16 protein-coding genes are annotated in these 19,499 nt (G+C 59.0%); 11 read left to right on the forward strand and 5 right to left on the reverse strand.

The annotated features are described in order from the left end of the window. The first annotated feature begins 210 nt into the window (after positions 1-210). The 4 genes from JJB09_RS16980 to JJB09_RS16995 are packed head-to-tail and all read left to right on the forward strand — an operon-like array spanning position 211 to position 3,804. Positions 211-1,128, forward strand: a complete 918-nt coding sequence (locus tag JJB09_RS16980) for a branched-chain amino acid ABC transporter permease (RefSeq protein WP_201660675.1) — start codon at positions 211-213, stop codon at positions 1,126-1,128. Positions 1,129-1,131: 3 nt separating this feature from the next. After that, the gene (locus JJB09_RS16985; RefSeq protein ID WP_201660678.1) at positions 1,132-2,322 is read left to right on the forward strand and encodes a branched-chain amino acid ABC transporter permease; all 1,191 of its coding nucleotides are present in this window, start codon (positions 1,132-1,134) and stop codon (positions 2,320-2,322) included. Beyond that, on the forward strand, positions 2,319-3,110 hold the full coding sequence (locus tag JJB09_RS16990; RefSeq protein ID WP_201660681.1) for an ABC transporter ATP-binding protein: 792 nt from the start codon (positions 2,319-2,321) through the stop codon (positions 3,108-3,110). Before JJB09_RS16985 ends, JJB09_RS16990 begins: the two co-directional genes overlap by 4 nt. Then, positions 3,103-3,804: an ABC transporter ATP-binding protein gene (locus tag JJB09_RS16995; RefSeq protein WP_201660684.1), complete on the forward strand. Its 702-nt coding sequence runs from the start codon at positions 3,103-3,105 to the stop codon at positions 3,802-3,804. Before JJB09_RS16990 ends, JJB09_RS16995 begins: the two co-directional genes overlap by 8 nt. A gap of 190 nt (positions 3,805-3,994) precedes the next feature. Here the strand turns inward: JJB09_RS16995 and JJB09_RS17000 are convergent, their stop codons facing one another. After that, the gene (locus tag JJB09_RS17000) at positions 3,995-5,410 is read right to left on the reverse strand and encodes an aspartate ammonia-lyase (protein WP_201660963.1); all 1,416 of its coding nucleotides are present in this window, start codon (positions 5,408-5,410) and stop codon (positions 3,995-3,997) included. A 488-nt stretch (positions 5,411-5,898) separates the two neighbouring features. Between JJB09_RS17000 and JJB09_RS17005 the strand changes: the two genes are divergently transcribed. From JJB09_RS17005 to JJB09_RS17035, 7 genes are all read left to right on the forward strand, one after another. After that, positions 5,899-7,419, forward strand: a complete 1,521-nt coding sequence (locus JJB09_RS17005) for an ABC transporter substrate-binding protein (RefSeq protein WP_246748762.1) — start codon at positions 5,899-5,901, stop codon at positions 7,417-7,419. Between the two features lie 62 nt (positions 7,420-7,481). After that, positions 7,482-8,426 carry an ABC transporter permease gene (locus JJB09_RS17010; protein WP_425523736.1) on the forward strand — a complete coding sequence of 315 codons (945 nt, stop codon included), beginning with the start codon at positions 7,482-7,484 and terminating at the stop codon, positions 8,424-8,426. An 11-nt stretch (positions 8,427-8,437) separates the two neighbouring features. Beyond that, positions 8,438-9,289: an ABC transporter permease gene (locus JJB09_RS17015; protein ID WP_201660690.1), complete on the forward strand. Its 852-nt coding sequence runs from the start codon at positions 8,438-8,440 to the stop codon at positions 9,287-9,289. Continuing rightward, entirely contained in the window at positions 9,286-10,950 is a 1,665-nt protein-coding gene (locus JJB09_RS17020) for an ABC transporter ATP-binding protein (protein ID WP_201660693.1), read from the forward strand. The genes JJB09_RS17015 and JJB09_RS17020 overlap by 4 nt, the downstream gene beginning before the upstream one ends. Next, positions 10,940-12,415, forward strand: a complete 1,476-nt coding sequence (locus JJB09_RS17025; RefSeq protein ID WP_201660696.1) for an amidase — start codon at positions 10,940-10,942, stop codon at positions 12,413-12,415. The genes JJB09_RS17020 and JJB09_RS17025 overlap by 11 nt, the downstream gene beginning before the upstream one ends. Beyond that, the gene (locus tag JJB09_RS17030; protein ID WP_201660969.1) at positions 12,412-13,335 is read left to right on the forward strand and encodes a MurR/RpiR family transcriptional regulator; all 924 of its coding nucleotides are present in this window, start codon (positions 12,412-12,414) and stop codon (positions 13,333-13,335) included. The genes JJB09_RS17025 and JJB09_RS17030 overlap by 4 nt, the downstream gene beginning before the upstream one ends. A gap of 30 nt (positions 13,336-13,365) precedes the next feature. After that, positions 13,366-14,559, forward strand: coding sequence for a serine hydrolase domain-containing protein (locus JJB09_RS17035; RefSeq protein ID WP_201660699.1), 1,194 nt, complete (start codon positions 13,366-13,368; stop codon positions 14,557-14,559). Positions 14,560-14,776: 217 nt separating this feature from the next. Here JJB09_RS17035 and nadC read toward each other — a convergent pair whose 3' ends face one another. The 4 genes from nadC to JJB09_RS17055 form a co-directional block, all read right to left on the reverse strand. Next, a complete protein-coding gene (nadC, locus tag JJB09_RS17040) occupies positions 14,777-15,634 on the reverse strand; it encodes a carboxylating nicotinate-nucleotide diphosphorylase (protein ID WP_201660701.1) in 858 nt (285 codons plus the stop codon). A gap of 1 nt (position 15,635) precedes the next feature. Beyond that, on the reverse strand, positions 15,636-17,189 hold the full coding sequence (locus JJB09_RS17045; protein WP_201660704.1) for an L-aspartate oxidase: 1,554 nt from the start codon (positions 17,187-17,189) through the stop codon (positions 15,636-15,638). Then, on the reverse strand, positions 17,186-18,157 hold the full coding sequence (gene nadA / locus JJB09_RS17050; RefSeq protein ID WP_201660707.1) for a quinolinate synthase NadA: 972 nt from the start codon (positions 18,155-18,157) through the stop codon (positions 17,186-17,188). Before nadA ends, JJB09_RS17045 begins: the two co-directional genes overlap by 4 nt. A gap of 69 nt (positions 18,158-18,226) precedes the next feature. Next, the gene (locus tag JJB09_RS17055) at positions 18,227-19,138 is read right to left on the reverse strand and encodes an NUDIX hydrolase (RefSeq protein WP_201660710.1); all 912 of its coding nucleotides are present in this window, start codon (positions 19,136-19,138) and stop codon (positions 18,227-18,229) included. Between the last annotated feature and the right edge of the window lie 361 nt (positions 19,139-19,499).

The following is a 19,499-nucleotide window of genomic DNA, read 5'->3' on the forward strand; positions in this document are numbered from 1 at the left end:
TCGCCCTATGCGTCAGCCACGCATGAAAGCTGCTGGATGAGAGCGGAGTCAGAAAGTCGTAATTTCTGATGGGCTGGATCAGAAAACCCTTGCCATTGGCCACGAGCTTTCACTTGCGTCGGCTCGGATGAGGCCAATAATCCCCCAGAACAGCGCCAGGTCACGAGGAAGACTTGAAAAGCCGCTGCACAATAATGAGGGAGAATTCATATGGACGCTCTGGTTGCGCAGCATTTGCTCAACTGGCTGGTGCTCGCCAGCATCTATACCTTACTTGCGCTGGGCTTCAGTCTGCTATTCGGCGTCCTGGACGTCATCCATTTTTCCCATGGCGACGTCGCGATGGTCGCGCCATTCGTGGCGCTTGCGGCCGTGCAAGCCGTTACGACTGTCGCCGCGCCGCTGGGCGCGCCTGTCGCGCTTTTGCTGGCTATTCTGGCCTCGATGGTCGCGATCGGCCTGTTGGGCGTTCTGCTTGACTGGCTGGTGATCCGGCGGTTCCGGAGTGCGCCGGCTATGATGGCGCTGGTAGCAACCGTGGCGCTCGGAACCGTGATCCGCGAAATGATCCGCACTTTCTATCCCCAGGGTTCGAACCCCAAGCCCTTCCCCGCGATCTCAACCGGGGCGTTTCAAATCGGGGAATTCGTCATACCGACCTTCAGCCTGATCGTAATTGGCGTCAGTGTCGCCATGGTCGTGGCACTCTTCGCCCTGCTCACTCACACGTCTGTCGGGATGCGGATCCGCGCCGTCGCCGAAGATCGCAACATTGCGCGCCTGATGGCTATCAGGCCGAACCAGATCTTTGCCATCACCTTCTTCATCGCCTCGGCAGTGGGCGCGATCGGCGCTGTGTTTTTCGTCAGCCACGCCGGGGTGGTGCGTTTCGATTTTGGCGTTCAGCTTGGCCTGATCGGCTTCTCCGCGGCTGTGATCGGAGGGCTCGGCTCGATGCAGGGCGCCATCCTCGGCAGTCTGTTGATTGCTGGCGTCGATGTACTCGTCCAGATCGCAGTTCCTGACGGGGCATCCTACCGGCTCGTGTTCATGTTCGTACTGACCATTCTGGTCCTTGTGCTGAAACCCGCAGGCCTATTGGGCAAGCCCGTCTTCGAGAAAGTCTGATCCATGTCACAAACCAGAATTGACACCGACGTCTTGGTTGATCGCCAGGGTGTTGTAACAAATGCTGCAATCGTTACTGCGGTAGAGATAGGAGGAGCGGCCCTTCTGGGTGCTTTCCTGCTCACGGACATAACCGCAATCGTCGTCCTGTTGCTCGCGGTGATGGGCGCCATCTTTGGCCTGCTTCAAATGCGCCCACAGATCGAGGAGCGGATCGTCGCCGCTTTCCATGACCAACGGCGCCTCGCTGTCGTGCTGGGATCAATCCTTGTCGTTGCATATCCCTTCTTCATGCAGGGAAATAGCTACGTGCTTCACCTTCTTATCGTGTCGCAACTTTACGCCGTTCTGGCTCTGGCGCTGAATTTCCAGCTTGGAAGTGCCAACATTCCGAATTTCGCTACGGGTGCTTCGTATGGGATCGGGGCTTACACTTCAGCCCTTCTGGCGGTCAACTTCGGTGTCTCTTTCTGGCTTACCCTCCCCGTATCGGCAGTCGTGGCTACGCTATTTGGCTTTATGCTCGGCTTTCCGTCGATGCGCACCAAGGACAGCTATCTTGCGCTCGTCACAATCGCGTTTGCCATCGTCGTCCATCAGCTCCTGAACAATTTCACCTGGACTGGCGGTCCGAATGGCGTGGTGGGCATCCCGGCCCCGACCCTATTCGGACATTCCTTTGCCCGGCCGATTGAGATCTTCGGATTCCGCCTGCCCAGCCAAGCCAACTTCTACTACCTGTCGGCGGCCCTGGTTGGCCTGTCGATTGTCGCAGCTCGACGGCTCCACGAAAGCCGCGTGGGACTGGCGTGGAACGCCTTGCGCGCCGACCCGCTTGCCGCGCGTTGCCAAGGCATCGACATCGTGCGGTACAAGATGCTTGCATTTGGCGTTGACGCCTTCCTCGCAGCATTCGCCGGCACAATTTATGCATTTTACGTCAGCTACATCTCTCCCGACAACTTCACCTTCCTGGTCTCGGTGACGATCATGACGATGGTTATCGTCGGCGGCATGGACAACACGCTCGGCGTTATCATCGGCGCATTTCTTTTGACGATGCTGCCGGAGAAGCTTCGTATCTTCTCGGACTATCGGCTTCTTTTCGTTGGTGTTGTCGTCATTCTGTTCCTCATCTTGCGCCCGCAGGGACTTTTCCCGCAGCGCGCCAGAAACTACGGAGCCAACCAATGAACCGCCCGCTCCTGGATGTTCGCGATCTATCGATCTGCTTTGGCGGCCTTGTCGCGGTAGCGGAGGTCAATCTCGCCCTCAACGCTTCCGAGATCGTCTGCATCATCGGCCCGAATGGCGCCGGGAAATCCACGCTGCTAAACCTGATCTCGGGCATCTATCGCCCGACCCAGGGAAGTGTGAAGCTGGAGGGACAGGACATCACAGGATGGCCCGTCCACCGTATCGCTGCGGCGGGCATTGCTCGGACCTTCCAGTCCAGCCGGCTTTTCAACGACTTGACCTTGCTTGATAACGTGCTGATAGGAATGCACACGCGCACCAGTTCCGGGGTATTGGACGCCCTGCTTCGCCCTGCCAAGGCGAGGGCTGAACTAGAGGCCGCAGCCGAGCGAGCGGGCGAACTGATCCGCGCGGTCTCACCACACCTCTACGCACGTCGACATACGCTTGCGGGTGCATTGCCGCAAGCCGACCGTCGTCGATTGGAAATCGCCCGCGCCCTCGCCTCCGAGCCTAAGGTCATCATGCTGGACGAACCGTCCTCCGGCATGGATGACCGCGATACCGATGCGCTCATCGCTGACGTGCGCCGGCTCATGGTCGAACGGCCGGGCCTTTCGTTCCTGATCATCGAACACGACATGCGGTTGGTCGCCACGTTGCCCGACCGGGTTGCCGTGATCGATTACGGCCGGAAGATTGCCGACGGCGACTTCAGCGAAGTGCGGCTGATGCCGCGCGTACAGGAAGCCTATCTTGGACAAAAGGCCGCAAAACATGCTTGAGATGAACTCTGTCAGTACCAATTACGGCCCAGTGCCGATGCTCCGCGATGTATCCCTGCACGTTGGGCCAGGCGAGATGGTGTGTCTGCTCGGGCCCAATGGCGCAGGGAAAAGCACGACTTTCAACGCCATTTGCGGCCTCTTGCGCAGCGACACCGGCACAATTCGCATTGCCGGAAGGGACGTAAAGGAGCGTGGCACCGAGCGGCTTGCGAGTCTCGGCGCAGGTTTCGTCCCCGAGGGGCGGCGTCTCTTTCCCACGTTGACAGTGCGCGAAAACTTGCGTCTTGCGTTCGATGCCGCGCGCAACCCGGCGCTTGATTTCAAATCTCAGATCGATCGCATGGCGGATCTGTTCCCTCGTATTCGCGAGAGATTGGGGCAAAAGGCGGGAACAATGTCCGGGGGCGAGCAGGCTATGGTGGCGTTAGCCCGCGCGCTGATTGCCGATCCCTCCCTTGTCGTGATGGATGAACCGTCACTTGGCCTCTCGCCCAAATTGATCGACGAATACTTCCAGATCGTCGCCCGAATTCGCGACGAGGGCAAAGCCGTGCTGCTGATCGAACAGAATGCAGAGACCGCATTGTCAATCGCCGAGCGCGGCTATCTCCTGATCCGGGGACGGATCGTTCTCAGCGGGCTGAGCGCTGATCTTCTAAAGGATGACACGATCCGTCATCTTTATCTCTAGCGGCAGCTGGCTGCAAAACCTCGCTCGAAGTCTGCCTCCAATAGCCGACTTCTTGGGTTTTTGACCTGCTCATCGTACTTCGACTTGGAATGATGCCGAAGGATGTCGTGGAAAAGCTCGGCGTTTCAAAAAACGCCGAGCAGTTGGCAGGGCTTAGGTTGTGGCCTGCTGGGAACGAAAGTAGGAAATGTTATGACGCTATCTTGGACGGCGTCGGTCGTACCAACATGTGCAAATCCGCAGTTTGGGCGATAAGATCCTCGGACAGGTCATCTTGTTCCGAAAGGATTTCGCGGATCGTTTTTCCGGTGACCAGTACCTGCTTGGCCAGGTCGGCCGCACGCTCATAGCCGATTGCTGGTGTAAGCGCTGTGGCTACGGCGGTACTGGCTTCAAGATGTTTCCTGCAGGTCTCGGGGTTTGCGGAAATTCCCATGACGCACTTCGTGCGCAGTGTGTTGACCGCATTCGTGAGGAGCTCGATCGAATGCAACACGTTGTATGCGATAACCGGCTCCATCACGTTCAGCTGGAGTTGCCCGGCCTCCGAGGCAAGAGTGATCGTCAGGTCATAGCCGATGATCTGAAACGCGACCTGGTTGACCACCTCGGGCACAACCGGATTAACCTTGCCAGGCATGATCGATGAACCGGGCTGCAGAGCCGGCAGGTTTATTTCATTCAGACCACCGCGCGGCCCGCTTGAAAGAAGTCTAAGGTCGTTGCAGATTTTCGACAGCTTCGTGGCAGTCCTCTTCAACATGCCCGAAAACAGGACGAAGGCACCCGTGTCCCAGCAGGCTTCGATCAAATTACCTGCCAACACGACGGGCAGTCCCGTGACTTTGCGTAATTCATCGACGGCTGCGGCTTGGTAGTCGGAACTCGTGTTGATTCCGGTTCCAATCGCGGTTCCCCCAAGATTTACCTCGCGAAAGAGCGATGTGATTTCTCCAAGTCTGGCGACGTCCTCGCGCAACGTTATGGCGTACGCCCCGAACTCCTGTCCCAGCGTCATCGGCACCGCATCCTGCAGCTGTGTGCGACCGAGTTTGAGTATGTCGGCAAAGCTGCTTGCCTTCGCCTCGAACGCGCCTGCGAGGAGCTCAAGTGCTTCGCCAAGCTGTTCATGTGACAAAAGGATCGCGAGGCGAATGGCGGTGGGGTATACGTCGTTAGTCGACTGCGAGAGATTCACGTCGTTGTTCGGGTGCAAGGCCGCATAGTCGCCACGGGGTAACCCAAGAATCTCGAGACCTCGATTGGCGATAACCTCGTTGATGTTCATGTTCGTTGAAGTCCCAGCACCTCCCTGGAAAACATCGAGAGGAAACGCACCAAGATGCTGACCGGATATGATCTCCTCGCAGGCGCGGCAAATCACATCACCTTTGCCTGGATCTAGACCGCCTAGTCTGACGTTGGCGCGGGCTGCGGCCATTTTCACGTATGCAAGCGACTTTATGAAGCGCGGAAAATGACTTATCGGAATGCCCGATATAGGGAAATTGACGATGCCGCGGGCAGTCTGTGGCCCATAGTATGCATCAACTGGGATCGCCACGGGACCAATTGAGTCCACTTCTATGCGTTCTGGTTCCGTCATCGCTGTCAAGGAAGTCTCCCGTGCTCTGTTGAATCATCGCATGGCGCTGCAACCGGCACCTGAGTAGACCTTGATGGTCATGCTCGCCCGCCCCATCCGTGATGACGGTCTATCGTGTGACTTCGCTCCAGCGAAATAGTCTTTGCTGGGCCAATGATTAGGAAAAAACTGATCTGTCACAAATCTTCGCGCTTAACGGACTGCTGACCTTAAGTATGGATTTTCCCGCCCTGTTTGACGTCGAGCGGAACCAGACGCTGGGCATTTCGCGTTTTGCGGCGCCATGGGACCGGAGCTTGTCAGTCGATCATCATACGGGGCGAACGGCCTTGCCCTCTCAGATGTTTTCTCACGAACCGGTTTGCAAACAGGATCCAAGCGCTGTTAGTTTTTCATCTTTTATGTTGACTCATGTTGAAAAAATAACATAGCTTGAACTCGTAGGCGTCATAACGTTGATGCCACACAGCGCCGGGAGGAACGCGACCATGAAGATTTTAAGGTTGATTGCGACGAGTCTAGCAGTTGGCGTTGCCGCGTTCGCGGTGCTGCCGGCTACCGCTGCCGAGGTTATCCGGATCGTTTCACCTTTTCCGACGACAACGCTCGACCCGATGCGCTCCGCCGGAGCGGGAAACATCGAGACCTATGGCCAGCTTTATGCCCGTCTCTTGCAGCGAAACCCAACCACCGGGGCGCTGGAGCCTGGGCTTGCAGAGAGCTGGGATGTTTCTGCCGATGGACGCACCTACACGTTCCATTTGCGTGACGCGCAATTTTCTGACGGTTCGCCGATAACTGCCGGCGACGTCGCCTTCAGCCTCGAGCGCATCCGCAGCGACAAGAAGTCGGCCTATCCGGCGCCTTTGGGTGCGGTCGAGGCTGTGTCTGCAGCCGATCCGAAGACGGTTGTGATCACGTTGAAGTCGGCCTTTGCGCCATTCCTCGGCAATCTCGAAATCTGGAACATGGGCATCGTGTCCAAGGCCGACGTCGAAAAGCAGGGAGCAGAAAAGGCATTCGCAACCGCCCCGATCACCTCTGGACCCTATACGGTGAAGGAATGGAAGCCCAACGAAAAGCTGGTGCTGCAACCGAATGCGCACTATTGGCGCAAGGGTTACCCGAAATCGGATGCAACGGTCGAGCTTCGCGAGGTGGCCTCGCCGGAGACCCGTGTCGCCATGCTGAAAGCCGGCGAGGCTGACGTCATGCGCTCGGTGCAGTGGGCACAGATCGACGATCTAAAGGCGACCGACAGCGTCGATATGCGGCTCGAACCGTCGACCACGATCTACATGACCCTGCTTAACAACAAACGCGAACCCTTCTCCAACATGAAGGCCAGGCAGGCCGCGGCCTATGCAATCGACAACAAGGCCATGGCGAAGGCGATTACACGGGGCTATGCCCAGCCCGCCAACACGACCCTTCCGGGCAGCATCGATTTCCATGACAAGGACAATCCAGGCATTCCCGTCGATATTGCGAAGGCAAAACAGTTGCTGGCCGAGTCCGGCATGGAGGGCCGTGAAGTCAAGATCCTTGCGACCTCGGGCGCTACCGAACAGCAAATGGCTCTCCTCCTTCAGGCACAGTGGCAGGCGATTGGCCTGAAGCCGGTGATCGTGAACGTCGATTCCGGCGCGTGGTGGGATGCGACCGGCAAGGGCGACTACGATGCGGCGGCCAACTGGTGGTACAACGAAACGCCTGACCCGGATCTCGCCGTTCGCTGGGCGGTTTGCGGCTCCTGTGGCTCGAATTCCTACAACACCTTCTACAACAATCCCAAGGTGGATGAACTGGTGGAGCAGGGAACCAAGGAAGGCGACCCGGTGAAGCGCGCTGAGATCTACAAGGAAATCCAGAGGATCACGACCGAAGAGGTGGCGCAGATTCCGCTCTACTACGCTCCAAACGCGGTCGCCTACTCCAAGCGCCTTGAGGGGATCAAACTCACCCCGACACTGCAGTGGACGCTCGAAGATACGACCTTCACCAAGTAAGCGGAAACAAAACGGCGGTGTGCAGATCCAGAAAGCACACCGCCGTTCCCCCTCATTGGAGAATGAGATTGAACCTCCTGCTACTCATGATGCGGCGGCTGCTGCAGCTATTCGGCGTGTTGATCGGGATCAGCGCCGTAACATTCCTGCTGTTGCATCTTGCCCCAGGCGATCCGGCGCGCTTGCTCGCTGGCGACCGGGCGAGCGCTGAGACAATCGCTGCTATCCGCTCGGAATACGGGCTGGATCAGTCCCTCTGGCGGCAATATGCGACCTATTTTTTCAACCTGCTCAGTGGTGATATCGGGCTGTCATTGCGCTTCCAGCGGCCTGTCAGCGAACTGATCTCGCGGTTCATGTGGCCGACATTGTTTCTCACTGGATACGTAGTGGTCCTTGCCGTCCCTCCGACCGTGGCGCTTGCCATCGCCAGCGCCCGCAAACCCGGAGGTACGGTTGACCAGGTGGTGCGTGTCATCGGTATCGTCGGCCTTACCATCCCGGTTTTCTGGCTCGGCATCATGATGTCGCGGTTCTTCGGGGTGGGTCTCGGCTGGTTTCCAGTCTCAGGCTACGGCGATGGATTCACCGAGCATCTGCATCACCTGTTCCTGCCGGCTCTTTCCACGGCGATTTGGCTAGTTCCGGTGCTAATTCAAAGTCTTCGCGCCGCCCTGATCGAAAAGGCGACCGCCGATTTCGTCACCACCGCCCGCGCGCAAGGAGCAAGTGAACGGGAGATATTCTGGAACACGATCCTGCCGAACTCCGTTCTGCCGACATTGAACCTGCTCGGGGTCATGATCGCCTTCATGATCGGCGGGGCAATCATCGTCGAGACCGTTTATGCGATCCCCGGCCTTGGTTCGCTGATGGTCAGCGCGCTTCTCGGCCGGGACTACTATGTCGTCCAAGGGCTAACTCTAGTCTTTGCCTGTTCGACGGTTCTGGTCACGTTGGCAGTCGACCTGATGTCGGCCGTCATCGATCCGCGCATAAGACTGTGAGGAAAACCACCATGTCATACGTTTCCACGTCAACCGCAGCAACTCGGCGCGCCATCCATCTGAGCCCGACGATGATGATCGCGATTGCGATACTCGGTGGATGGCTCCTTGTTGCGCTGGCGGCGCCCTTGATCGCCCCCTACGATCCCGACGCGATCGATTTTGGCAGCATGCTGGCAGCACCGAGTACAGCACATTGGTTCGGCACCGATCAAGTCGGGCGCGATGTCTTTTCAAGGGTCATATACGCCGCTCGCGTCGATCTCTTCCTTTGTGTAATCGGCGTTCTGCCGCCGCTTCTTATCGGTACGTTTGTCGGATTGTTGAGCGGCTATTTCGGCGGCCTGATCGATAGCCTTTTCATGCGGCTATATGATTTGACCGTGGCCTTCCCATTCTTCGTACTTGTTCTCGCAATCGTCGGCGTTCTTGGGCCTGGCCTGATAAACTTCGTGATAGCCCTCACCCTTGTCGGTTGGGTCAGTTATGCGCGTCTGGTCCGGGCGGAAGTTCTGACCGTTCGCCAGAGCGAATACATACGGGCGACGGAGTGCCTCGGCTACCCAAAGCGAGCGATCCTCTTTCGCCATGTGCTGCCGAACGCCTTCGGGCCGATTATCGCCTACGCTGTCAGCGACGCGGTGCTCGTGATGCTCGCCGGTGCGAGTTTCGGATTTCTCGGCATGGGTGCCCAGCCGCCACTTGCCGAATGGGGAGTGATCATCGCGGACGGGCAAGCTTTTGTGCAGCAGGCCTGGTGGATCTGCCTGTTTCCGGGCCTGGCCGCCATTTCACTTGGGCTTGGCTTTGCCTTCCTCGGAGATGGCTTGGGGCAAATGCAACGCCGTGAGGTAGCCATATGAACATGACGAACAACGCGCCACCTCTCCTGCAAGTAGAAAACCTCACTGTCGCTTTCGGGTCGCTTGCCGCCGTGAAAGGGGTTTCGTTCGACGTAAGGGCCGGGGAAATTCTCGGTATTGTCGGGGAAAGCGGTTCCGGAAAGTCGATCACCTGTCGCGCCCTGATGGGTCTTCTGCCCGGATCTGCAACAGCGGAGGGACGGGTAAAGTTCCAGGGCGGCGAGCTACTTGGCCTGGCGGAGGAACAGTTGTGCTCCATTCGCGGCCGCGAGCTCGGAATGATCTTCCAGAATCCCGCTTCCCATCTCGACCCATTGCGCCGCATAGGAAAACAGATCGCTGCCCCCATGGTTCGCCATCTGGGGCTTTCCAAGCGCGAAGCTATGCACCGGGCAATCGGTCTGCTCGAGGATGTGGGCATCCCGGATCCCGAAAAGCGTGCCCGGTCCTATCCGCACGAATTCTCCGGTGGAATGAAGCAGCGGGCGATGATCGCGGCCGCAATCGGATGCGGCCCGAAATTGCTTATTGCCGACGAACCGACCACGGCCCTCGATGTCACCGTTCAGGCACGCATCCTCAAGCTTTTGAAGGATCTGAACCGGGAACGTGGGTTGGCGATTATCCTGATTTCCCACGATCTCGCCGCAGTTTCGAAAATCTGCTCGCGTGTCGTGGTGATGCGCCATGGCGAGATTGTCGAACAGGGCCCGACTGAGGAGATCATCAATCGGCCGACGCACGCCTATACCCAGCTTTTGATCGCTTCCCAACCTGGGCGTTGGAGAAGTTCCGTTGACAAGGCCGCCATTTCGGAGGCAGCCGCGCCGTTGCTTAGTGTCGAAAAGCTCTCAGTATCCTTCTCTGCCGCGCGCGGCCTTCTTGGGCCCCCTGCGGCCAAGGGTGCATCTTCGTTCTTGGCCTTGGATGGGATTGATCTGCAGATTACCGCTGGCGAAACGATCGGTATCGTCGGAGAAAGCGGATCAGGAAAAAGTACGCTGGCTCGGGCGATCGTGCTGCAAAACAGACCGAGTGCTGGCGTCATCCGTGTCGAAGGACAGGACGTTCATGCACTAAAAGGCAACGATCTGCTTCGCTTCAGGCAGCGGGTTCAGATGGTTTTTCAGAACCCTTACGACTCGCTCAATCCACGGATGACCGTTTGCGAAGCGGTCGCCGAACCACTCTGGAGGCATGGTCTTGCAGATCGTCGTTCCGCGCTTGTTCGCGCAAATGAACTGCTGGACATGGTCGAGCTGCCAAGCGCGCTGCGAGGGCGCAAGCCGCGCCAGCTCTCAGGTGGCCAATGCCAGCGTGTTGGTCTTGCAAGAGCGCTTGCCTTGCAGCCACGTTTGCTGATCGCTGACGAAATCACCTCAGCACTGGACGTGACCACACAAGCCCAAATTCTTGAACTCCTGGGCCGCCTGCAACGCGAGCAGAAGCTGACGCTTCTCTACATTTCCCATGACCTTGCGGTCGTCAACAACATCTGCCAGCGAGTCTATGTCTTCAAAGGAGGCCGGATTGTCGAAAACGGGCCGACACAGCAGGTTCTAAACCGGCCGCAAGATCCCTATACGCGCGAACTCGTGGGTTCGGTGACGCACATTTCTTCCAATAGCCATGCACGACAAGGAATAGGCCATGCACCTTGATGAATATGTTACCTATGACGGAGTTGGCCTGGCTCAATTGTTGGCAAAAGGCGACGTCACGCCGAGAGAGCTTGGCGTCTGTGTCGCGGGGGCGGTTTCAGCCGTCAACCCGACGATAAACGCCGTTGTTGAGCTCTATGGAGACGCAATCGACAGTCTTCCTGAAACACCCCGGGCCGGGCCCTTTTGCGGCATTCCGACATTGACGAAGGATTTCCCTATTGAAGCCGGCCGCCCTGCCGAATTCGGCAGCCGGCTTGCAAAGGGAAACCGTGCCGCCCACGATGCTGTGTATTGGCAACGCCTGCGGGACGGCGGAATTGTTAATGTCGGCCGCACCACGAGCTCGGAGTTCGGTGTGCCTGCCACCACAGAAACTTTGCTCTATGGTGCGACACGCAATCCATGGGATCCCACGCGTGGCGTTGCCGGGTCGAGTGGCGGCGCTGCGGCGGCAGTTGCCGCCGGTATTGTCCCCTTCGCGCAGGGAAGCGATGGTGGTGGATCGATCCGCAACCCGGCCGCCTTCTGCGGTCTCATCGGTCTGAAGCCCTCACGCGGGCGCGTGACAGGCTCGCCGCGCGCCAATGCGCCGCTGCTTGGCCTTTCATCGGCATTCATGCTGACGCGATCGGTGCGCGACACTGCCCTTCTGCTGGATCTGTGCCATGGCCCCGATGCTGGCGATGGGTATGAGATCGTCCAGCCAACGGAAACCTACAGCAACGCCATGAAACACGCACCGAAGGGCCAGCGCATCGCGCTTTGCACGGCGTCCTGGTCAGGGAGCCGAGTCGCGCCGGAAATTGCTGCCGCGGTGAGAGCCACCGGCGCCAGGCTGGAATCCCTCGGCCACCATGTCGAAGAAGCCGTGCCGCAATTTGACTATGCAGAATTTCTCTGGGCGCAAAAGACGATCTGGGCCGCAGATAGCGCCGCCGGTATGCCAGCGATGGCTGCGCATATGAGGCGAGAAATCAATGCGGACACCTTGGGAGCGAGCGTGCTCGCCCTTTATAGGTACGGCCTCACGGTAACCGGCGCCGATCTGGTCAACGCTTTTGCGATCTATGATCGGGTGACGCGGCAGTTGGGCAGGTTCCTCGGCAACTATGACCTGCTGTTGACCCCGACGAGCGCGATCCTTCCCGAGCCGACCGGCACCTATGATCCGGCCCGACCGGGCATCGATGCCGATGGTGTTTTCGCCGATCTCGAACCGAAGGAGACGTTTACAGCACTTTTCAATGCCACCGGACAACCGGCCATTTCACTACCGATCAGTCAATCGGTAGCCGGCTTGCCGATTGGTGGTCAGTTGATCGCCCGGTATGGTCGCGAAGATTTGCTGCTTGCAGTTGCCAGGCAACTTGAGGAAATTCTAGAGCAAGGTCAGGGCATCTGGGGACAGGGAGTGCCTGCCGTGCATGCAGGTAAGGTCCAGGAGCAATCAACGTGGCAATGACGAATGGTGATAAGCCGACTGACGGCCAAGAGCTGAGCGGAGACAAAATCGATCTCGAGGCGATATTGCGCGCTCGCATGAACGAATTGTCGCCGTCGGAGCAGAGCCTTTGCGCCTACATGATCGACAACATCCAGATTCTGCCTTTCGAAACCGGAAGCAGTATCGCGCGCGCCGTCGGCGTCAGCGAGATGACCGTGACCCGATTTGTGCGCGGCCTTGGCTTCGAGAGCCTTCGTGATCTGAAGAACCGGATGCGTGATTCAGTCGCCGAGAAGGACGGAGAAATAGACGACTACATGGCGCGCTTCCAAGTGCGCAACAGTCGTCAGCAGGAACTGCAGGAAAGCCTGCGGCTGGAGCTGGATGCGATCGTGAAGACCTATGCGCTCGCCACCACAGATCTCTGGGACGAGGCAGCCACGGCACTCGCCAAGACGCGAACCATTTACGTGGTGGGGTTCCAGGCTTCCAAAGGGTTGGCAATGGATTTCGCCAGCCGTTTGCTTTGGGCGCGCCCCAACGTCATCTTCGTGGAAAATGCGACCGGGACTTTTGGCGAGATTATCGCAGCCGACACCAAGCAGAGCCTTGTCGTGTTGGTGGATACCGCCGCCTACGCGACACGCGGCGTGAAACTGGCAGAAAAGCTCAAGGCTTTGGAAATGCCGCTGATTATCGTGACCGACAAGTACAGTCATTGGGGCTTCACCTATACGCCACTCGTCTTCGAGGGCCACACGCATGTGAAAACATTCTGGGATTCGACGGCCAGCCTCGGCGTCATCCTCAACCTGATGATCGACTCGGTCGCCATAAAGCTCGGGCCAAAGGCCAAGCGCAATTTTGCGACGATGAGCGAGCTTGGGACCCTCTTCGGCGAGTTCGTCGGTGGAAGCTACCTGCGGCGCAAGGATTGACGCGACCCAATATAATGAAAGCACTATAATATGAAGTTTGATGGTGATTTGGCATTCCGTGATCCGAATGCTCCGGGCGCCCCCCTCATTCCACGGGAAGATTGGGATCGCGCGCCCTGGAACCGCTGGTCCTTTCAGAATGTACGCGACATCCTTCCCACGACCCAGGTCTGGCGTGGCCCGGGTCCGGCAAGCCCGCTGCCGACAGCGCTTCAGGACGTCGACAGCATCGCGTTTGACATCGACGGTCGAACGGAGACCATCTCGGGATTCCTGCAGACGAACTATGCCGACGGCTTCCTCGTCTTGCATCGCGGCAAGGTGGTTGCCGAGCGATACCTCAATGGAATGGCCGCCAGAACCCCGCATTTATCGCAATCTGTGGCAAAGTCCGTTGTCGGCACTGTCGCCGGGATCCTTATCGGACGTGGTCAGGTCGATCCGGGCGCTCCGATTACCCAGTATCTACCGGAACTGGAGACCTCAGCCTATCGCGGCGCAACGGTGCAGCACGTGTTAGACATGACCAGTGGCGTGCTGTTTGATGAAACCTACGTCGCGCTCGATTCCCACATGGCGCAGCTGGACGTTGCCAGCGGCTGGAAAAAAGGTCGCCAACCGGCCTGGCCCAAAACGGTATGGGAATTGATTCTGACGCTCAAGCAGGCCGAATGCGCACATGGCGCTTCGTTCCGCTATCGCTCGATCGAGACCGATGTCCTGGCCTTTGTATTGCAGCGTGCCAGCGGGATGTCACTTGCCGACCTGGTGAGCCATGAGCTTTGGGCTCCGATTGGCGCGGAGGAGGATGCCTATTTTACCGTCGATCCCGCAGGTTACGCCCTGGGAGACGGTGGCTTCAATGCGACCTTGCGCGACTACGGGCGCTTTGCACTCATGCATCTCGGACAAGGCGAGATCAATGGGCGGCGCGTGGTGCCAGCCTCCTGGATCGAGAAAATTCGCGATGGCAAGCCCGAAATGTTTGGAGACATCTACAGGGAGACGCTGCCGCAAGGGGCTTACTCCAATCAGTTCTGGATCGAGGACCCGCACCGTCGGGCCTACATGGCGCGGGGCGTCTTTGGTCAATTGATCTACATCGATCCAAGTTCTGACTTCGCTGTCGTGATACTATCGAGCTGGCCGGAGTTCCTGAATACGCAACGCACGCGCACTGCGCTCACAGCGGTGCATGCCATTCGGACCGCACTGGGTGGGTAATCGCCGGACGGACCCAAAAAATGCCGCAAGCGAAAGAGCTTGCGGATATCGCGAAGGAGGCATCGCGCTTTGCACAGCATGCTGACAGCTGGTGTACCCACGTCCCGCTGACTGTCATTAACCGACAAACAATGTGACAACGCCGGCAATACTCCTATGCTGCGCAATACTTTAATTCGTCGCCTTGAGTAGATTCGAACTGGCGGCCGGCCCAATCCTATCGGTCCAGGTTGACATCCAACCCCAAATCCAAGGTCGGGGCGCTGTGCGTCAGCCAACCGATCGAAATCAAGTCGACCCCCGTCGCGGCGATTGTGGCCGCTGTTTGTGGCGTGATGCCGCCGGATGCCTCGGTGATTGCGCGCCGGGACACCATCAAAACCGCGCGTCGCAAATCATCCGTCGTCATGTTGTCGAGCAGCACCGCGTCGATGCCTTCGCTCAACGCCATTTCGAGCTGTTCCAGCGTATCAACCTCGACCTCGATCTTGACCATATGGCCGACACCGGCCTTTGCGCGGCGGATCGCCTCTGCCACGCCGCCGGCAAAAGCGATGTGATTGTCCTTGATCAGCACCGCGTCGGAAAGCGAAAAACGGTGGTTCATGCCGCCGCCGGCACGCACCGCATATTTCTCCAGCGCGCGCAGGCCAGGCGTCGTCTTCCTTGTGCAAGCAATCGCAGCGCCCATCCCCTTGACCGCGTCGACAATTCCGGCGGTGACCGTGGCGACACCGGAAAGGTGGCCGAGGAAATTGAGTGCGGTGCGCTCCCCGGTCAGCATGCCACGCGTCGGCCCACGGATTTCGGCGATCAGATCGCCGGCAGCAACGGATGCACCATCTTCCACGCGACGCTCCAACACCAAAGCAGGATCGACCATCTCGAAGGCCAGTTCGGCGACATCGAGACCGGCAACGACGCCGGGTTTGCGCGCGACGATGAATGCGGAGGACCGATGCTCCCGTGCGATGACGGCGTTCGACGTGATGTCACCGGCCACGCCGAGATCCTCCAGAAGTGCTGTCCGCACGATGGGTTCGATGATTAGGCGAGAAGGGGAAACGAGTGTCATGTCAGGCGCTCCTGGCGTAATCTTGCGGAACGATCGACCAGGCAAGGTCGAGCACTTCAGATAGGGTCAGCATGGTACGATCGCCTACCGGCTGTTTGTTTGGGAAATCGCTCCTCGCATGGGCACCGCGCGACTCTTGGCGCAAATGCGCGAAGACGGCGATCAGCAGGCCGACGGTTGCGGGGTCTGTCGCCGGAGAGAACCCTTCGGCCCATGGCAGCAGGGTTGCGATCGCCTCTTCTATCCCAGAACCTTGCCGCACGATGCCGAGATGTCTGGATGCGACGCGACGCACTTTTTGACTTTCGGGCGTCAGGAGTATCCTTCCCGCAAGCAATGATTTGGCAAGCGACGGCCTGCCAGGCTCAATCGGCGAGGATAGGAGATCTCGCGCCACTCTCAATCCCATCACCGTGGCTTCAAGCAGGGAGTTGCTGGCAAGCCGGTTGGCGCCATGCAACCCGGTGCAAGCCACCTCGCCCACCGCCCAAAGTCCAGTGACGGAACTGCGTCCGCTGAGGTCGGTCGCGACCCCGCCCATATGATAATGGGCAGCCGGGCAAACTGGAATCGGCTCCGTTGTCGGATCGATGGCATTCTGTCGGCAGATCTTGGATATCGCCGGAAACCGCGCATCAAAGGGGACACCACAGTTTCGAGCGTCAAGGAACACGCGTCCTCCGCGCTCAATCTGTGCTCCGATGGCGCGGGCCACCACATCTCTTGGCGCGAGTTCCAGACCCGGAGTGTCAGCCATGAAGCGATCGCCGCGCTCATTGACCAGCAAGGCCCCCTCGCCGCGGACGGCTTCGCTGATCAGCGGCAGAGGCTGTTTTGCCAGGGCAAGCGCGGTCGGATGGAACTGCACGAACTCCATGTCGGCCAGCACCGCACCCGCACGAGCGGCAAGCGCTATCCCTTGCCCGAAATTCTCAGGCGGGTTTGTCGTCGCATCGTAGAGCCCGCCGACACCGCCGGTTGCGAGAACCACCCGCGTTGTTCGAAGCGAGAACGCCTGTCCGTCTTGTTTACCGACAAGACCGGCAATCCTGCCCCCGGATGTGAGGAGTCGACGAACGTCTGCTCCTTCCAATACCGTGATCGATGGCGTAGCGGCAACGGCTCTTGCCAGTGCACGGACGATAGCGACGCCCGTACCGTCGCCAGCAGCGTGCACGATTCTCCTGTGGCTGTGCGCCGCTTCCAGCCCCAGAGCAAAGTTCCCATCCGTATTGCGATCGAAGGCAACACCCCAACTCTCAAGTGCATCGATCGCTGCCTGCGCCTCCCCGATGATCGTGGCCGCAGCGCGCTCGTCGCAGTGCCCGCCACCTGCCGCGCGCGTATCAGCCAAATGAAACCCGACGCTATCATCAGACCCAAGGCTTGCCGCAATGCCGCCTTGCGCCCAGGCGCTCGACGTCCCCAGGCCAAGTCCATATTTTGTCAGGAGGACGACGGGCTCCGGCGCGAGCTCGAGCGCCGTCATAAGCCCCGCAATGCCGCTACCGACAATCGCAATACGGCCCTCGAATGCTGCAAGCTCTCCAGTCATACCGCCAGCATCCTTTCGATCGCATGCCTGGCCCCAACAGCCGTCGCAGGGTCCAGCGTCACTTCGTGCCGGTTCTCCTCGAGCGCCTTGCGAATACTGGGAAGTGTGATGCGCTTCATATGCGGGCAAAGATTGCAGGGGCGGATGAACTCGATATCGGGATAGTGCACCGCGATATTGTCGCTCATCGAGCATTCCGTCAGCAGCACCACGCGCGGCGGCCTGTTCGTTGCGACAAATTCGGAAAGGCCAGCCGTGGAGCCCGAGAAATCTGCCGCAGCCGCGACCTCGGGTGGGCATTCGGGATGGGCGAGCACCGTGATGCCGGGATGGCTCTCCCTCAGTTCCTTGATGTCCTCGACGGAGAACCGTTCGTGCACCTCGCAATGGCCGTGCCAGGCGATGATTTCGACATCGGTTTCCAGTGCCACGTTGCGTGCCAGATACTCATCCGGGATCATCAGCACGCGCTGAACGCCGAGCGATTCCACCACTTGCTTGGCATTGCCCGAAGTGCAGCAGATGTCGGATGCAGCCTTCACCGCTGCCGAGGTATTGACGTAGGTAATGACCGGCACACCGGGGTGCGCCCGTCGCAGCAGCGCCACATCTTCAGGCGTGATGGATTCGGCGAGTGAACAGCCTGCGTCCGTGTCGGGGATCAGCACGGTCTTGCCGGGGTTGAGGAGTTTTGCTGTCTCGGCCATGAAGTGGACGCCAGCCAGCACGATCACATCCGCCTCCACGTCTATCGCCTTGCGTGCCAGCGCCAGGCTGTCTCCGACGATATCGGCCACGCAGTGGAATATTTCCGGCGTCTGATAGTTGTGGGCGAGGATGACCGCGTTTCGCTGCCGCTTGAGTTCGATGATTGCGGCAATGTCATCTTCGAAGGTCAGCCATTCCGCTATGGGAATGACGCGGCGAACGCGTTCATAGAGCGCAGACGTTGAAAACGGGGCATTCATGCTTCACCTCCCATTTATACTCGAATCGAGTATTATGAGGGCGTTATTTATTCTCGCTTTGAGAATATGTCAATTGCGTGAAATCGGCAGCTTTGATCCCGACAGAGCCCGCTCTTCAAGAACAGCGTGACGGAAGCGGAAGAGCTTGGCTGGCCGGCCGGCGTTTTCACTCTCCGTTTCGCCGGTTTCCTCGACGAGATCCTGCTGTTCGATAAGGCGCCGGAAGTTGGGTTTATGCAGCGTCAGCCCCGCCAAGGCCTCGACGGTGCGCTGCAGCCTGAGAAGTGTAAAGCTTTCCGGCATCAGTTCGAAGACCACTGGCCGATATTTGATCTTGGCCCGCAGGCGCGCGATGCCGGTCGCCAGAATCCGCCGGTGATCGGCGAACATCGCGCAGCCGAGGCCCATGTGCTCGGAGTTTCCGGATTCGGCCAATAGGCCGGCTTCGTAGAGGAGTTCATAGCGCTGCAGGACCAGATCCTCGTTCCAGTGGTTGCCATCCGTCCCGAATGTCAGGGCGATCCGTCGCCGCAGTTCGTCTCCGTGCTGCCGGTTCGGCGCTGCCCAGTCATTCAGCAGCGCGCAAATTTCTCCGATCAACGCGGGCCGCCCCAGGCGATGATCCTCCCAGGGGAAATACTCGTACCAGCCGTGCCATCCCGTCTGGGTCTCGGCTGTCGCAGGCTGCTCCCGGACGAGGCCGAGATAGCTGATGGAGATTGTCCGACGGCCATTGGCGCCAGCCACGCGATCGCGATCGGCGAATGTGTAGAGCTGCTCGAGATAGCCGATCGGATAGGCAGTTTTCTCGCGGATCCATTCACGCAGGCCAGATTGCAAGGTACGATGCCCCATCTCGAAGGGACCGGAAGGCAGCACCTCCCCATTGCGCAATGTCATCACCCGCGGCTGATCACCCGTAACCGCGACGAGCACCGCAATCAGTTCGGCGTGGGCGAAATAGCCTGTAACGGAGTTCATCAATCTTGCCTTGCACGTTGCTCTTGTGCGCTTTTCGCATAGGGCCAAGACAAAGCCAAGAATGCCGCCTCAATGGAAGCGGGAGAACCACCGTCCAATAGTCCGCGTTGTCAGATTCAGATTGCCCGCACGGGCAGATCGTCCGCCTCGCGATAGTGCCCGGCGAAGGAGGCCGTCCATCTCAGCAGGCCCGTCCTGTTTCTGCAAAGCAAGAATGTCACACTCCGCGCATTTATTATGCGGCATTGCTCAGCATAGGTGGATGGCGATGGGCGAGCGCATGCCCGGGAAGACCAACCCGAATGACCGGAGGATCACCGGTTGAAGCCCTTTGGCAAAGCGGCCGCCAAGCTTGCCCGAG

It is taken from the genome of Phytoamicus setariae (assembly GCF_016722925.1).
GTDB lineage: Bacteria > Pseudomonadota > Alphaproteobacteria > Rhizobiales > Rhizobiaceae > Rhizobium_E > Rhizobium_E setariae.

Excerpts from the sequence above, each read along its gene's own strand:
- JJB09_RS17030 (WP_201660969.1), top strand. The coding sequence starts at position 12,412 with ATGACGAATGGTGATAAGCCGACTGACGGCCAAGAGCTGAGCGGAGAC.
- nadA (WP_201660707.1), bottom strand. The coding sequence starts at position 18,157 with ATGAATGCCCCGTTTTCAACGTCTGCGCTCTATGAACGCGTTCGCCGC.
- JJB09_RS17035 (WP_201660699.1), top strand. The coding sequence starts at position 13,366 with ATGAAGTTTGATGGTGATTTGGCATTCCGTGATCCGAATGCTCCGGGC.
- JJB09_RS17005 (WP_246748762.1), top strand. The coding sequence starts at position 5,899 with ATGAAGATTTTAAGGTTGATTGCGACGAGTCTAGCAGTTGGCGTTGCC.
- JJB09_RS17010 (WP_425523736.1), top strand. The coding sequence starts at position 7,482 with ATGAGATTGAACCTCCTGCTACTCATGATGCGGCGGCTGCTGCAGCTA.
- JJB09_RS17000 (WP_201660963.1), bottom strand. The coding sequence starts at position 5,410 with ATGACGGAACCAGAACGCATAGAAGTGGACTCAATTGGTCCCGTGGCG.
- nadC (WP_201660701.1), bottom strand. The coding sequence starts at position 15,634 with ATGACACTCGTTTCCCCTTCTCGCCTAATCATCGAACCCATCGTGCGG.
- JJB09_RS17025 (WP_201660696.1), top strand. The coding sequence starts at position 10,940 with ATGCACCTTGATGAATATGTTACCTATGACGGAGTTGGCCTGGCTCAA.
- JJB09_RS16990 (WP_201660681.1), top strand. The coding sequence starts at position 2,319 with ATGAACCGCCCGCTCCTGGATGTTCGCGATCTATCGATCTGCTTTGGC.
- JJB09_RS17015 (WP_201660690.1), top strand. The coding sequence starts at position 8,438 with ATGTCATACGTTTCCACGTCAACCGCAGCAACTCGGCGCGCCATCCAT.
- JJB09_RS16985 (WP_201660678.1), top strand. The coding sequence starts at position 1,132 with ATGTCACAAACCAGAATTGACACCGACGTCTTGGTTGATCGCCAGGGT.
- JJB09_RS16995 (WP_201660684.1), top strand. The coding sequence starts at position 3,103 with ATGCTTGAGATGAACTCTGTCAGTACCAATTACGGCCCAGTGCCGATG.
- JJB09_RS17020 (WP_201660693.1), top strand. The coding sequence starts at position 9,286 with ATGAACATGACGAACAACGCGCCACCTCTCCTGCAAGTAGAAAACCTC.
- JJB09_RS17045 (WP_201660704.1), bottom strand. The coding sequence starts at position 17,189 with ATGACTGGAGAGCTTGCAGCATTCGAGGGCCGTATTGCGATTGTCGGT.
- JJB09_RS16980 (WP_201660675.1), top strand. The coding sequence starts at position 211 with ATGGACGCTCTGGTTGCGCAGCATTTGCTCAACTGGCTGGTGCTCGCC.
- JJB09_RS17055 (WP_201660710.1), bottom strand. The coding sequence starts at position 19,138 with ATGAACTCCGTTACAGGCTATTTCGCCCACGCCGAACTGATTGCGGTG.